Below are 14,849 nucleotides of genomic sequence, written 5' to 3'. Positions count from 1 at the left end.
CTGCTACCTGTCGGTCGCGATCGCGCTCGCCCTGGTCGCGGCCCGGCGTCGACGGCACTGTCGGGCGAGACGAGGCCGGTGACGGCGTCACCCAGTACGCACTCGCCGAAGGTTTCGAACCCGGTGCCGTTTCACTACCGCAGGCCGTCACAAGCAGAGCGCAGGCGGCTGCCGCCCAGATCTTGCGCATTTGCAGACCCTAGCCTGGGTGGACGTGCAGTAACGCCCCCGCCTGGTGAGGCAGGCGGGGGCGTGTCTTTTTTGTGGGGTGGCTCAGAACTCCGAGCCGGCGGGGAGGTCGGGGGTGGTCGGGTCGTCCGGGTCGGACGGGCCGGCGGCGAGGCCGAGTTCGGCGACGGAGGCGAGGCCCTTGTGGTTCGGGACGACGCGGACCGTGTAGCCGAACGGGCCGGTGCGGTCGAGCTTCAGTTCACCGTCGTACCGGTGCCGGTTGCCCTCGTAGGTCTCGGCCAGCGACAGCGTCGTACGGACCGGGTCGGTGATCTCGTCGTTCGTGTCGACCCGGCCGTGCAGCACCTCGACGCAGATGTCGGACGGTTCCAGGTCGCCGAGCGCCGCGAAGGCGCGGATGCCGACCGTGGTGCCGAGCTGCGGTACGTCGCCGAGGCCCTGGAGCTCCACGTGGTCGACCCGGATCTGCGGCCAAGCCGCCCGGACCTTCCGCTTCCACGCGGCCAGCTCGCGGGCGCCCTCGTACGTCGAGTTCAGCGCCCGGGACGACTGCGCGGCCGGGACGTACAGCTGCTCGACGTAGTCCTTGACCATCCGGGTGGCGAGCACCTTCGGGCCGAGCTCCTTGATCGTGTGCCGGAGCATCTCGATCCAGCGGGTCGGCACGTCACCGTCGTAGAAGCGCGGCGCGACCTGCTTCTCGATCAGGTCGTACAGCGCGTGCGCCTCGAGGTCGTCGCGGCGGTCGGTGTCCTCGATCCCTTCGGCGGACGGGATCGCCCAGCCGAACTCGTCGTCGTACCACTCGTCCCACCACCCGTCGCGGATGGACAGGTTGAGTCCACCGTTCAGCGCGGCCTTCATACCGGACGTGCCGCACGCCTCGTACGGGCGGAGCGGGTTGTTCAGCCAGACGTCGGTGCCCGGGTACATCGGCTGCGCGAGCGCGATGTCGTAGTCCGGCACGAACACGATCCGGTGCCGCACCTCCGGGTCGTCGGCGAACCGCACCATCTCCTGGATGAGCTTCTTGCCGCCCTCGTCGTGCGGGTGCGCCTTGCCGGCGATCACGATCTGCACCGGACGCTCCGGGTGCAGCAGCAGCGACTTCAGCCGCTCCGGGTCGCGCAGCATCAGCGTCAGCCGCTTGTACGACGGAACCCGCCGGGCGAAGCCCATCGTCAGCACGTCCGGGTCCAGGATCGAGTCGACCCAGCCGAGCTCGGCCTCGCTCGCGCCGCGGTTGATCCAGGACTGCCGCACCCGCGACCGGGTGTCGTCGATGAACCGCTGGCGGAGCAGCCGCTTGGTCTCCCAGATCTGCGCGTCCGTGGTCTTGTCCAGACCCTCGAACACCGAGTCGCCGTCGGCGGTGTAGTTCGCGTACGTCAGGTCGTGCACCTCACGCGCCACCCACGTCGGCGCATGCACGCCGTTGGTGATCGAGGTGATCGGTACGTCGACCGCGTCGAAGCTCGGCCACAGCCCGGCGAACATCCCGCGGCTGACCACACCGTGCAGCTTCGAGACACCGTTCGCGCGCTGCGCCAGCCGCAGGCCCATGATCGCCATGTTGAACAGCGCCGGGTCGCCGCCCTCGAAGTCCTCGGCGCCGAGCTCGAGGATCCGCTCGATCGGGACCTCCGGGCCGAACACGTCGGCGGAGAAGTGCTGCTGGATCAGCTCGACCGGGAACCGGTCGATACCGGCCGGGACCGGCGTGTGGGTGGTGAACACGGTGCCGCCGCGGTTGACCTCGAGCGCGGTGTCGAAGTCCAGGTCCTGCTCGGCGGCCAGCTCGCGGATCCGCTCGACGCCGAGGAAACCGGCGTGCCCCTCGTTGGTGTGGAACACCTCGGGCGCCGCGTGACCGGTGATCCGGCAGTACGTGCGGACCGCGCGGACACCGCCGACGCCGAGCAGCAGCTCCTGGAGCAGCCGGTGCTCGGTGGAACCGCCGTACAGCCGGTCGGTCACCTCGCGCTCGGACGGCTCGTTCTCCTCGATGTCGGAGTCGAGCATCAGCAGCGGCACGCGACCGACCTGGGCGACCCAGATCTGCGCGTGCAGCTCGCGGTTGCCCGGCAGGCTCAGCGTCACGGTCGCGGGAGCGTCACCATCCCGGAGCAGGCTGATCGGCAGCCCGTCCGGATCCACCAGGGGGTAACGCTCCTGCTGCCAGCCCTCACGGTTCAGCGACTGGGCAAAGTATCCGTGCCGGTACAGCAGGCCGACGCCGATCAGCGGTACGCCGAGGTCGCTGGCCGCCTTCAGGTGGTCACCGGCGAGGATGCCGAGACCGCCGGAGTACTGCGGCAGCACGTGGGTGATGCCGAACTCCGGGGAGAAGTACGCGACCGCGTCGAGCGGTGAACCGCCCGCGGTCTGGAACCACCCGTCGTCGGTCACGTAGCCGTCCAGGTCGGCGACTGCGAGTTCCAGCCGGCGCAGGAAGGCGTGGTCGTTGGCCAGCTCGTCGAGCCGGGCCGCCGGGACCTCACCGAGCAGCTTGACCGGGTCACCGCCGGTGCTCCGCCACAGCTGCGGGTCCACGGCCTCGAAGACGTCCTGCGTCTCGGGATGCCAGGCCCAGCGGAGATTGTTCACCAGGGTACCCAGGCCGGTCAGCGGCTCGGGGAGAACAGGGCGGACGGAGAATCGTCGTATCGCTCGCACCGGGACACCGTACAAGGCCCGGGTGCGCAAAACACCTTCGGGATGCATCGATCTTGCAACGCGAGCAAGATTTTGCAGCTCTGCATGTCACAGAGCAAGCGCGGGAACCGATACGGTCAGTGTGACAGCTACAACGTCCCATCCGCCGGATCCGCGGCATCACGGAAAGCGAAGGTTCCTTCACGCCATGACTGGGCGCATCCCGATCACCGATGTCACCCCGACCGTCGACGCCGGAGCGTATCCGGCCAAGGCCGTGGTCGGCGAGACGTTCACGATCGCGGCCACCGTGTTCCGCGAGGGACATGACGCGGTGAACGCGAACGTCGTACTGACCTCGCCGTCGGGACAGACCAGACGGATGCTGATGACTCCGGGTGCGCCTGGCACCGACCGGTGGACCGTCGACGTGACGCTGCAGGAGCAGGGCGCGTGGACGTTCGCGGTCGAGGGCTGGAGCGACCCGTACGGGACCTGGCGGCACAACGCCGAGATCAAGGTGCCGGCCGGGCTGGACGTGGACCTGATGTTCGCCGAGGGCGCCGCGTTCTTCGACCGGGCCGCCGCCGGCGTACCACCCGCCGTACGGGCGGACCGGTCGACGCTGAGCGATGCGGCGCATGCGCTCGCGAACGGCGCGCTGCCGCCGGAGGCGCGGCTGGCCGCGGGGATCTCCCCACAGGTCCGGGCGGCCCTCGGGCGGTATCCCGTGCGCGAGCTGATCACCTCGTCGGAGACGTACCCGGTGTGGGTCGACCGGACCCGCGCGCTGTACGGCAGCTGGTACGAGTTCTTCCCGCGCTCCGAGGGTGCGGCGTACGACGAAGCGACCGAGACGTGGAAGTCCGGCACGTTCCGGACCGCGGCCCGGCGGCTCGAGGCGGTCGCGAAGATGGGCTTCGACATCCTCTACGTGCCGCCGATCCACCCGATCGGGCACTCGTTCCGCAAGGGCCCGAACAACACCCTCGACCCGAAGCCGGGCGACCCGGGCTCGCCGTGGGCGATCGGCTCCGAGGACGGCGGCCACGACGCGATCCACCCGGAGCTCGGCACCTTCGAGGACTTCGAGTACTTCGTCGGCCAGGCCCGCGAGGTCGGCCTCGAGGTCGCGATCGACCTGGCCCTGCAGGCGTCGCCGGACCACCCGTGGGTCAAGGAGCACCCGAAGTGGTTCTCGGTCCGCGCCGACGGCTCGATCGCGTACGCCGAGAACCCGCCGAAGAAGTACCAGGACATCTATCCGATCAACTTCGACAACGACCCGGAAGGGATCTACGCCGAGGTACTGCGGATCGTCCGGCTGTGGATCTCCAAGGGTGTGACGGTGTTCCGGGTCGACAACCCGCACACCAAGCCGGTGAACTTCTGGGAGTACCTGCTCGGCGAGATCCGCAAGACCGACCCGGACGTGGTGTTCCTGTCCGAGGCGTTCACCCGGCGGCCGATGATGCAGGAGCTGGCGAAGGTCGGGTTCCACCAGTCGTACACGTACTTCACCTGGCGCAACGAGAAGTGGGAGCTGGAGGAGTACCTGGAGGAGCTAACCCAGGAGACCGGTCACTTCCTGCGGCCGAACTTCTTCGTGAACACGCCGGACATCCTGACCGCGTACCTGCAGTACGGCGGACCTGGCGCGTTCAAGATCCGCGCCGCGATCGCGTCCACGTCGTCGCCGGCCTGGGGTGTGTACGCCGGGTTCGAGCTGTTCGAGCATGTCGCGCTGCGGCCCGGGTCGGAGGAGTACCTGGACACCGAGAAGTTCCAGCTCCGCCCGCGGGACTGGGAGGCGGCCGAGGCCGAGGGTCGCTCGCTGGCGCCGTACCTGACGCTGCTGAACAACATCCGCCGCCGGCACCCGTCGCTCCAGCAGCTGCGCAACCTGACGCTGCACTCCGTCGACGACGAAGCGATCATGTGCTACTCGAAGCGCTCGACCACCCCGGACGGCCACAGCGACACGGTGATCGTCGTGGTGAACACTGACCCGCACTCGGTCCGCGAGTCGATGGTCCACCTGGACATGGCCGCCCTCGGCATGCGCCCCGAGGACACCTTCACCGTGTACGACGAGATCACCGGCGCCACCTGGCGCTGGGGCCAGCAGAACTACCTCAAACTGGACCCCAACACCGAACCCGCCCACATCCTCGCCGTCCGCCGCGGCCAGGCCTAGAGCGGGACTGTCTCCGGGTATTTGAGGCCGGTGCCGGTGTTGAGGGCTACTACCTGGTCGTTGGGGTGGATCCAGCCGGTGTCGCGGAGTTGGCGGATGGCGGTGAAGTTGGCGGCGCCTTCGGGGCAGATGAAGGTGCCTTCGAGGCGGGCGACCTCGTGCTGTTCGGCCAGGATGTCCTCGTCGTCGACGGCTACCGCGCAGCCGCCGGTCTCCGCGATCGCCTGCAGGACGAGGAAGTCGCCGAGGGCCTTGGGGACGGTGATGCCGAAGGCAACGGTTCGGGCGTCCGGCCAGGGTTCGCTCTCCGGCAGGCCCTTCTCCCAGGCGCGGACGATCGGGGCGCAACCCGTCGACTGGACGGCGACCAGCCGCGGTAGCGGGCCGTCGATCCAGCCGAGGTCGCGGAGTTCGTTCAGGGCCTTCCAGATGCCGATGATGCCGACACCGCCGCCGGTCGGGTAGACGATCACGTCCGGGAGCTGCCAGTTCAGCTGCTCGGCGATCTCCAGGCCCATCGTCTTCTTGCCCTCGATCCGGTACGGCTCCTTCAGCGTCGACGCGTCGAAGTACCCGGACTGTTCGCGCACGTACGCCGCCGCGTCCCCGATCAGCCCGTCGATCAGCTGCAGCCGCCCGCCGACCACGGTCACCTCGCGCCGGCAGATCTCCGGCGCCGCGATCGGCATCGCGATCAGCGCCTCCATCCCGGCCCGGGCGGCGTACGCGGCCCACGCGGAGCCGGCGTTCCCGTTGGTCGGCATCGCGATCTTTCGTACGCCGACCTCGAAAGCCCGCGACACCCCGACCGCGGCACCCCGCGCCTTGAACGTGCCGGTCGGGATCAGCCCCTCGTCCTTCATCAGCAGGCGCTCCACGCCGAGCGCAGCGCCGTACCGCGGCAACGGCAGCAGCGGGGTCATCCCCTCCCCCAGCGTCACCACGTTCTCGGCCGATCGCACCGGCAGCAGCTCGTGGTACCGCCACAGATCCGGCGCCCGCCCGGCCAGGTCCTCCTTCTTCAGATCCGGTACGCCGTACCGCGCGAGCAGCGGCGATCCGCACGGGCAGAGCCCGATGATCTGGTCGGCGTCATGGGTCGCACCGCAGCGCGGGCATTCGAGATGGCTCAGCGCAGAGAAGGTCACGCCAGGCGACGTTACCCCGCGCGGAGATCGGTGATCAGCGGACGCTGGTGGTCGGTCAGCCGGAACCCGATTCCGCGGACCGCGTCGACGGTCACGGTCGTACCGAGGTCGTCGAGCTTGCGGCGCAGGCGTTTCACCACCGAGTGCACGTCGGCGGTGCCACGGACGTTGCGGCCGGGCCAGACGCTCTGGTGCAAAGCGTCGTACGACCAGATCCGCAACGGCGTCGACATCAGCCGGCCGAGCAGTTCCTGCTCGAGGTCGGTCAGCTGGATCTCGCGGCCGCTCCACCGGGCGACCGAGCGCGCGCGGTCGATCGTGAGCACCTCGGCGTCCGGATCCGCACCGGACACGTGCGCTGCCGCCGTGTCGACCGCGTCCGGCTCGGTCGGTTCGGGATGTTCGGGCGCGGCCGGTGGGGGCGGCTGCGCCGGAACCAGCAGCCGGCGGAGCTCCTCGAGGCTGGAGACCAGGAGCAGCGGGGCGACGTCGTCGACGAGCTCGGCCAGCCGGACGCGTTGGTCCGGCGAGGCGGCGACCGCGATCAGCAGCGGGAAGGTCTCCGGCAGATCGGCGTCGGCAGGTTCACGGGCGGTGACCATCTGGTCACGATGCCAACTGTTGCCCGGGATCGTCAACGGAATGCCAACGATTGCCCACGTTGCCTCGATCGGCGCGACCGCTAGTCACAAGTTGCTCACGAGGTGTGCTTGTTACCACGTTGTTCTGACACATAAGGTCCACGTCAGGCTCGCGGTGTCACATGCCGCGACCCGGAGGACACACAGCGTTCCGTCCTCCAGCAGCACATGACTCGGGGGAGTCGACTCGGGGTCTTCAAGTGAGGGGCTGCAGAGATGTCACATCAACGAAAGGGTCTCGCCAGATCACTGGTGAGCACCCTGGCGGCGCTGGCCGTCGTAGCGACCGGGATGGCCGCCGCCGGCCAGGCCCAGGCTGTGCCAAATATTGGGCCACCGACCAAACCGGAAGCCCAGGTACCATCGCCCGCCGCCAAGATCAAGCCGGAACTGATGGCGAAGCTGGACGGCAAGGACGCCAAGTCCGCGTCGGACTACTGGGTCCGGTTCGGGGCCAAGGCCGACCTGACCGCCGCCAGCAAGATCACCAACTGGAACGAGCGCGGTACGGCGGTCGCCGCCGCGCTGAAGAAGGCCGCCGCGGACAGCCAGGCGAAGATCCGCGCCGACCTGGACGCGCAACACGTGAAGTACCAGGCGTTCTGGGGTACGAACGCGATCCGGATCCAGGACGGTTCGCTCGCCCTCGCCCAGGACCTGGCCACCCACTCCGAGGTCGAGGGCCTGTACGCACCGGTCCAGATCGAGGTACCGAAGGTCACGCCCGGCCAGCAGGAGAAGGCGGTCCAGTCGGTCGAGTGGGGCGTCGCGAACATCAAGGCGAACCAGGTCTGGTCGCAGTACGGCGACAAGGGCGAGGGCATCGTCGTCGCCAGCATCGACACCGGTGTGCAGTACGACCACCCGGCGCTGGTGCACCAGTACCGCGGTAACAACGGTGACGGCACCTTCAACCACAACTACAACTGGTTCGACGCGGCCGGCACCTCGCCGAACGCACCGTCCGACGGCAACGGCCACGGCACCCACACGATGGGCACCATGGTCGGCGACGACGGCGCGGGCAACCAGATCGGGGTCGCCCCGGGCGTGAAGTGGATCGCCGCGAACGGCTGCTGCCCGAGCGACGCCGCGCTGATCTCGTCCGGCCAGTGGATGCTTGAGCCGACCGACCTCCAGGGCCAGAACCCGGACGCCAGCAAGCGCCCGAACGTCATCAACAACTCGTGGGGCTCCACGCTGCCGTCGAACGACCCGTTCATGGAGGACATCACCCTGGCCTGGACCGCGTCCGGGATCTTCGGTGCGTTCGCCAACGGCAACAGCGGCTCGGCATGTAACAGCTCCGGGTCGCCAGGCAGCCTGACGAGCAACTACTCGGCGGGCGCCTACGACATCAACAACAACATCGCGTCGTTCTCCGGCCGCGGTGCTGGTCAGGGCGGGACCATCAAGCCGAACATCTCGGCCCCGGGTGTGAACGTCCGCTCCAGCCTGCCAGGTAATACGTACGGCGCTTTCAACGGTACGTCGATGGCCACACCACACCTGACGGCCACCGTGGCGTTGCTGTGGTCCGCGTCGCCGGCCCTCAAGGGGGACGTGGCCGCGACCCGCGCGCTGCTGAACCAGACCGCGATCGACACGCCGGACAGCCAGTGCGGCGGCACCGACGCGAACAACAACGTCTTCGGCCAGGGCCGCCTGGACGCGCTGGCACTGGTCGGCGCCGCGCCGATCGGCGACACCGGCACACTGTCCGGTACCGTCACCGCCGCCACCGGTGGTGCCGCGCTGGCCGGTGCGAGCGTGACGATCAAGGCCGCCGGTCAGCCCGACAAGACGCTGACCACCAGCAGCAACGGCGCGTTCTCGTCCGTACTGCCGGCCGGCGACTACACCCTGACGGTCTCGTCCTTCGGGTACAAGACCGCCACCGCGACCGCGACCATCACGACCGGTCAGACCACCACCAAGGACTTCGCCCTGGCGAGCACTCCGCAGGTGAGCGTCGGCGGTACCGTCACGGACGGCTCCGGCCACGGCTGGCCGCTGTACGCGAAGGTGTCGGTCGAGGGTCCGGGTGGTGTGTTCGACTACACCACCCCGAGCAACGGCCGGTACAGCCTGAAGGTCCCGTCGGGTGCGGCGTACTCGCTCAAGGTGGAGTCGAAGTACCCGGGGTACGCGGCCGTCAGCCAGCCGATCACGGTCGGCAGCGGCAACCTGACCCAGAACATCTCGGTCCCGGCCGACGCCAACTCGTGCACCACCGCGCCCGGTTACAAGTGGGGCTCGGACGGCGTCTACGAGACGTTCGACGGCACCTCCGCGCCGAACGGCTGGACGGTTGTCGACAACAAGAGCAACGGTCAGGTCTGGAAGTTCGACAACCCGGGCAACCGGGGCAACACGTCCGGCGGCAGCGGCAACTTCGCGATCGCGGACAGCGACAAGTACGGCAGCGGCGGGCAGCAGGACACCTCGCTGGTCAGCCCGGTCGTGGACCTGACCTCGGTCGCCGCTCCGGTGATCCGGTTCAACCAGGACTTCAAGCGGCTGGGTGACAAGGCCGACGTGGACCTGTCGCTGGACGGCGGTGCCACCTGGACCAACGTGCTGCAGCAGACCGCGAACGCGACCGGCCAGAAGGAGATCGCGATCCCGCAGGCCGCCGGACAGGCCAACGTGCAGGTCCGGTTCCACTACTACGAGGCGAAGTACGCCTGGTGGTGGGAGATCGACAACGTCCTGATCGGCAGCCAGGTCACCTGTGTGCCGACCGGCGGCGGCATCGTCGTCGGCAACGTCAAGGACGCCAACACGAACGGTTTCGTGAACGGTGCGGTCGTCACCCATGACGGCACCACCGAGAGCGCGACCACCGTGGCGACGCCCGAGGACACCGGCCTGAACGACGGCTTCTACTGGCTGTACTCGTCGACCGACGGCAACCAGGGCTTCACCGCCAAGGCCGGCAACTACGTCAGCTCGACCGCGACCGTCGGGGTCGAGGCGGACTGGGCCACGACCGCCGACTACACGCTGAAGGCCGGCCGGCTGGCCGTCACGCCGGGCAGCATCTCCGGCAGCCTGAAGCTGCCGACCGGCAAGGTGACCAAGTCGTTCAAGGTCACCAACACCGGTGGCGCGCCGGTCGACGTGAAGTTCGGCGAGAAGAACAGCGGCTTCGTCCTGGAGAACGCGAACGGCAGCAAGACCACCAAGGCCGAGGTGGAGAACGGGGCCGGCGCCCCGCTGCAGCGGCTCGCGGTGGACACGTCGTTCGCCCGGATGCTGTCCGGCAAGACCGGCTCGGCTCCGGCGACAGCGAAGCCGATGGCGGCTCCGTGGACCGACATCGCCGACTACCCGGCGACCGTGATGGACAACCGGGTGGTCAGCCTCGACGGCAAGACCTACTCGATTGCCGGCGGCAACGGTAGTGCGTCGACGGCGAACAGCTACGTGTACGACCCGGCGGCGCTCGCCTGGTCCGCGATCGCCCCGCTGCCGGACGCCCGCAACGCGATCACCGTCGGCGTCGTCGGCGGCAAGATCGTCGCCAGCTCCGGCTGGGGAGCCTCCGGCCCGGCCGCGGACACCTGGTCGTACGACCCGGCTGCCAACGCCTGGACCGCGGTCGCGGCCAACCCGGCACCCCGGGCCGCCGCCGGCCAGGCCGTGCTCGACGGCAAGCTGTACGCCGTCGGCGGCTGCACCTCCGCGAACTGCACCCCGATGAGCAACACCGTGGTGCGGTACGACGCCGACGCGAACAGCTGGCAGACGCTGGCGAACTACCCGCAGTCGGTCGCGTTCGCGTCCTGCGGTGCCATCGACGGCAAGCTGTACTGCGCCGGTGGTAACGACGGCACGAACTCGCTCAAGTCGGCGTACGTCTACGATCCGGGAGCAGACTCCTGGACCGCGATCGCGGACGCCCCGGCCGACCACTGGGCGGCGTCGTACGCCGTCGCCGGCGGGAAGCTGCTGATCGTCGGCGGCGTCCAGGCCGGTGCGGTCACCAACGCCGGGTTCGCCTACGACCCGTCGGCCGAGACCTGGTCGGCACTGCCGAACGCCAACCTGCCGCGGTACCGCGGTGGCGCGGCGTGTGGCTTCTACAAGGTCGGCGGTTCGTCCGGCGGCTTCACGGCGACCGCGGACAGTGAGGCCCTGCCGGGTCTCGAGGACTGCACGGAGTCGTCGGCAGACGTGAGCTGGATGTCGCTCGACCAGACCGCGGCCACGCTGGCCCCGGGACAGTCGACGACCGTCAAGGTCACGCTCTCCGCGAGCGTCGACCAGCCCGGTGCCTACACGGGTGCCGTGACGATCGGCGAGAACACGCCGTACTCCGTCCCGGCCGTCGGGGTGACGATGACCGTCACGCCGCCGACCACCTGGAGCAAGCTGATGGGCACGGTCACCGGCGTCAGCTCGGCCGGCGCGTCGGCTGCGTTGCCGGGCGCGATCGTCGAGGTGGACTCGTGGGCGCAGTCGTACACGTTCATCACCGACAAGGACGGTAAGTACGCGTACTGGCTCGACCGTCGCAACAACCCGCTCACCCTGATCGCCGCGAAGGACGGCTACAAGCCCCAGACCCGCACCACCAAGCTGGTCAACGGGACACCCGTCGTCGAAGACTTCGCCCTGAAGTCGATCAAGTAGGCAGGTAGTACGAAAAGCTCGGCCCCCGGATCGTGTGGTTCGGGGGCCGAGCCCTGTACGGCGGAACTTCTCCGTCAGCTGGTGCGGAAAAGTTCCGCGAGGATCAGGTGGTCGGGAGGAGGTGGAAGCCGACGCCGCGGACGGCCTGGATGGTGACGGCGGCGCCGAGGTTGGCGAGTTTCTGTCGCAAGCGTTTGACGACCGAGTGGATGTGCGAGCCGTGGCCGAGGTGCTCGTTGCCCCAGACCGCGTGGTGCAGACGCTGGTACGTCCACACCCGCCCGGGTTCCGCCACCAGGCAGTGCAGGAAGTCGTGCTCGAGCCGGGTCAGTGGCAGCTCGCGGTCCTTCCAGCGGACCACGCGGCGGCCGACGTCGAGCTGCAGTTCGGCGATCGGCTCCGGGACCGCCTTGATCTGTGGAGGTTCCGGAGCGGTGACGATCTCCGGTGCGGCACCGGTCAGTTCCAGGAACGCGCGTGCCTGGTCGGCGTTCGACACCAGCAGCAGCGCGTCGGCCCCGCCCAGCAGGCGGGCCAGGTGGACACGTTCGGCGGTGGACGCGGCCACCCCGATGATCAGCGACGAATCGGACGGCCTGTCCTCCGGCCCAGCAGCGATCGGCATCACGGCAAGCCCCTCCCAGTCGAAACCGGCCCGCCACAAGTACTGTTCAGGCCGCGAACTAAGTCAAGTGATTCACTGCGCACCGGGCTGGCACATATGCGTCCTGTCCGAGACAGGACAGGAAATCCTCAGGAAACCTCGCGACGTTCGGCCGATGAGTGTGCGGTCGGTACGCCAAGCGGAGTACTCTCCTCGCGCACGGCCACTCTGACCGCATCCACGGAGGAACAGTGCCCGGTCCCGTACGACGGCCGCTCGTCAGCTGGCTGCTCGCGGCCCTCGCGGTGCCCGTACTACTGACCGCAGTGCTGGTCCCGGCCCGCGCCGGCACCACCGAGGACGATCTGCGCGCGCGGACCGAGGCCGCGTTGAAGGCGCGTGGGATCGAGACGAGCTCCGTCGAGTTCGACGGGCGGGACGCGCACGTCGCGGTTCCCGTCGGGGTCGACGAGGCCGCGGTCCGGGACGTCGTCGCCAGGGTCGACGGGGTTCGGTCGGTGCGGGTCGAGAACGGGCAGTCCGGTCCGGCCCGAGGCGGTACGCCGAGTCCTACGTCCGCTTCTTCGTCGACCAGTGCGCCGGTGCAGGCCGACGTACCGGCGTTCGAGGTGGGGCGGACGGACCGGTCGATCCGGGTGCAGGCGCCGGTGCGGAGCCAGGCGGTCAAGGACGCGATCGGCGCCGAGGTACAGCAGGTGCTCGGGGCGAACCGCGAGTACGACGACCGGACGACGATCGACCCGGCGAACGGTCTCGACGACGCCACCGCGCTGACCGCCTTGCTGCGGGCGCTCGCGATCGGCACCGGCGACGCCTCGGTGCGGTACGACGGGGAAACGCTGACGTTGTCCGGACAGGTGCCGGACCAGGCGACCAAGGCGACCGTCGGACGGGCCGCGGCGAAGGCGGTGCCGGGCGCGGTGGTCGCGGACCAGCTGGTGCTGCCCACGCAGCCGAAGACCGCGGTGAACGAGCCGTGCCGGACGTTCCCGACCCGGCTGGCGCAGTTCACCCGGCAGTACCCGATCAACTTCCTGTCCGGTACGTCGATCGTGAACGACGCGTCGAAGCCGTCCGTGATCAAGGCGGCGGCGTTGCTGAAGTCCTGTACGACGGTACCGATCGAGGTCGCGGGTCACACCGACAACCTCGGCTCCCCCGCGACCAGCCTGCCGCTGTCCGAACGCCGGGCCGCCACGGTGAAGGCCGAACTGGTGCGGCTCGGCGTGGCCCCTGGGCGGATCAGCGCGAACGGGTACGGCGAGGCGTTCCCGATCGCGTCCAACACCACCGGCGCCGGGCGGATCGCGAACCGGCGGGTCGAGATCCGGCCGCGGTAGTACACCTGAAAACTCGATCGCGGTGCCCGCAGGAGTAGGGTCACCGTGGTCCATAGCTTCTCTAGGGGATTCCATGGGTTGGCTGCTCGCACAGGTCTGGGTCTTGCTCCTCGTCGCGTTCGTCCTCGGTAGCGCAGCCGCGTGGCTGGTGCACCGCCTCCGCCCGACGAAAGGCACCCGCTGATGAGCTGGCTCCTCCGCGACAACTGGCTCGGCTCGCTCCTAGCCTTCCTCCTGGGCGCCACCATCACCTGGCTCCTCCTGGACCGCCGCCGCCCAGCCCCTTCCCCCCACCCCACACCCCCACCCAACCGCTCCACCCCCACACCCCCCACTCCCCCAGCCGATCGCTCCACCCCCACACCTCCACCAACTCCCACCCCCGCCCGCAACAGCCCGGCTGAGGCGGCAGCAGCTCCCCCAGCGGAGCGCTCCACGCCCGCACCTCTCGCGAACCCGGCGGAGCCGGTGGCGACCGCGACCGCGCGGACAAGCGAGTCGCCCGCCGCGCAGCCGACTACGGCTCGCGCGGACGAGGCCAGCACCAACTCCCGGCCGGAGGCGGCTGGAGTGTCTGGCGGGGCAGGTTCTGTTGGGTTTTCGGAGTTGATGGGTGGGGAGCCGACGTTGTTCGACGACGTGCGGGCCTCGGCTGAGGGAGCTGCTGGGAGGTACGGCGGCGGATCGGCGGACGCCGTGCCGCACCAGGGGCCGCCGGACGGGTTCACGATCAAGGGAAACGCCCAGTCCATGCTCTTCCACACCCCGGACTCGCCGTACTACGGCCGCACCAAACCCGAGGTCTGGTTCCGCACGGAAGCCGACGCCGAGCGGGCCGGTTTCACCAAGTACGCGCGCCGCCCGCGCAAGTCGGCGGATCCGCGCGACTGACGACCCCGGCGCGGACCTACCATCGCAGCAGACAAGCACCGCGAGGAGGCGGACCGTGCAGCGCGACATCACCCTGCCCTTCACCGTCGACCAGGACGAGAACGGCGACTGGTACGCCGCGGCCGCCCTGACGCCGAACGCCTTCGCCAACGGCGAGGGCGACACCCGCGAGGCAGCGATCGCGGACCTGAAGGACGCGATCGCCCTCCTCGCCGAGGAGCTCGGCGTACCCGAGCAACTGACCGTCACCGTGGAGGCCGGCCAATGAGTGAGAACGAGGTCGCTGCGGCAGGTGATCCGCAGGGGTCGGGCGAGGTGCTGACGCCGGATGCCGTGATCCTTGCGGGTGAAGGACAAGAGGGGCGGGGCGTCAACGCTGACGAGGCCTATCCGGGTCTGCAGTCGGTGAATCTCCGCGGGGCGATGCGCCGGCGGGGTGGCGGCCGTCGCGGTGGGGCGGGGCAGCAGGCCTCGAAGGAGCGCGGGGAGCGCGACCGGAACCGGTGAGCCGGTCCGTCATCG

The 14,849-nt window shown here is 69.4% G+C and carries 10 protein-coding genes; 6 read left to right on the top strand and 4 right to left on the bottom strand.

Annotated elements, in window-relative coordinates:
* Positions 1-273: 273 nt before the first annotated feature.
* Positions 274-2,868, bottom strand: a complete 2,595-nt coding sequence (glgP, locus tag JOF29_RS10680) for an alpha-glucan family phosphorylase (protein ID WP_209694046.1) — start codon at positions 2,866-2,868, stop codon at positions 274-276.
* 187 nt (positions 2,869-3,055) lie between these two features.
* Here glgP and JOF29_RS10675 point away from each other — a divergent pair, with 187 nt between their 5' ends.
* Entirely contained in the window at positions 3,056-5,044 is a 1,989-nt protein-coding gene (locus JOF29_RS10675) for a maltotransferase domain-containing protein (RefSeq protein WP_209694045.1), read from the top strand.
* On the opposite strand, the gene JOF29_RS10670 is transcribed toward JOF29_RS10675, so the two are convergent.
* The gene (locus tag JOF29_RS10670; RefSeq protein WP_209694044.1) at positions 5,041-6,192 is read right to left on the bottom strand and encodes a threonine synthase; all 1,152 of its coding nucleotides are present in this window, start codon (positions 6,190-6,192) and stop codon (positions 5,041-5,043) included. The two genes, JOF29_RS10675 and JOF29_RS10670, sit on opposite strands and share 4 nt — an antisense overlap.
* A gap of 11 nt (positions 6,193-6,203) precedes the next feature.
* The gene (locus tag JOF29_RS10665) at positions 6,204-6,794 is read right to left on the bottom strand and encodes a winged helix-turn-helix domain-containing protein (protein ID WP_209694043.1); all 591 of its coding nucleotides are present in this window, start codon (positions 6,792-6,794) and stop codon (positions 6,204-6,206) included.
* Positions 6,795-7,085: 291 nt separating this feature from the next.
* On the opposite strand from JOF29_RS10665, the gene JOF29_RS10660 reads away from it, so the two are divergent.
* Positions 7,086-11,471 (top strand): S8 family serine peptidase, encoded by a 4,386-nt coding sequence (locus JOF29_RS10660; protein WP_307863249.1) that lies wholly within the window; start codon positions 7,086-7,088, stop codon positions 11,469-11,471.
* A gap of 103 nt (positions 11,472-11,574) precedes the next feature.
* Here the strand turns inward: JOF29_RS10660 and JOF29_RS10655 are convergent, their stop codons facing one another.
* Positions 11,575-12,096, bottom strand: coding sequence for a winged helix-turn-helix domain-containing protein (locus JOF29_RS10655; protein ID WP_209694041.1), 522 nt, complete (start codon positions 12,094-12,096; stop codon positions 11,575-11,577).
* Between the two features lie 230 nt (positions 12,097-12,326).
* On the opposite strand from JOF29_RS10655, the gene arfA reads away from it, so the two are divergent.
* The 4 genes from arfA to JOF29_RS10635 all read left to right on the top strand — a co-directional run bounded on the left by arfA (position 12,327) and on the right by JOF29_RS10635 (position 14,834).
* Positions 12,327-13,436 carry a channel-forming protein ArfA/OmpATb gene (gene arfA / locus JOF29_RS10650; RefSeq protein ID WP_307863248.1) on the top strand — a complete coding sequence of 370 codons (1,110 nt, stop codon included), beginning with the start codon at positions 12,327-12,329 and terminating at the stop codon, positions 13,434-13,436.
* A gap of 183 nt (positions 13,437-13,619) precedes the next feature.
* The gene (locus tag JOF29_RS10645; RefSeq protein ID WP_209694040.1) at positions 13,620-14,327 is read left to right on the top strand and encodes a sunset domain-containing protein; all 708 of its coding nucleotides are present in this window, start codon (positions 13,620-13,622) and stop codon (positions 14,325-14,327) included.
* A 55-nt stretch (positions 14,328-14,382) separates the two neighbouring features.
* Positions 14,383-14,595 (top strand): type II toxin-antitoxin system HicB family antitoxin, encoded by a 213-nt coding sequence (locus JOF29_RS10640; protein WP_209694039.1) that lies wholly within the window; start codon positions 14,383-14,385, stop codon positions 14,593-14,595.
* The gene (locus JOF29_RS10635; protein WP_209694038.1) at positions 14,592-14,834 is read left to right on the top strand and encodes a hypothetical protein; all 243 of its coding nucleotides are present in this window, start codon (positions 14,592-14,594) and stop codon (positions 14,832-14,834) included. Before JOF29_RS10640 ends, JOF29_RS10635 begins: the two co-directional genes overlap by 4 nt.
* Positions 14,835-14,849: the final 15 nt, after the last annotated feature.

Source organism: Kribbella aluminosa (assembly GCF_017876295.1).
In the GTDB taxonomy this organism is placed as follows: Bacteria; Actinomycetota; Actinomycetes; order Propionibacteriales; family Kribbellaceae; genus Kribbella; species Kribbella aluminosa.
This window is presented reverse-complemented; position numbering and strand designations above follow the sequence as displayed.

Bases quoted from the DNA above. Each gene is read 5' to 3' on its own strand.
- JOF29_RS10675 (WP_209694045.1), top strand. From the start codon at position 3,056: ATGACTGGGCGCATCCCGATCACCGATGTCACCCCGACCGTCGACGCC.
- JOF29_RS10635 (WP_209694038.1), top strand. From the start codon at position 14,592: ATGAGTGAGAACGAGGTCGCTGCGGCAGGTGATCCGCAGGGGTCGGGC.
- JOF29_RS10665 (WP_209694043.1), bottom strand. From the start codon at position 6,794: ATGGTCACCGCCCGTGAACCTGCCGACGCCGATCTGCCGGAGACCTTC.
- JOF29_RS10655 (WP_209694041.1), bottom strand. From the start codon at position 12,096: ATGCCGATCGCTGCTGGGCCGGAGGACAGGCCGTCCGATTCGTCGCTG.
- JOF29_RS10645 (WP_209694040.1), top strand. From the start codon at position 13,620: ATGAGCTGGCTCCTCCGCGACAACTGGCTCGGCTCGCTCCTAGCCTTC.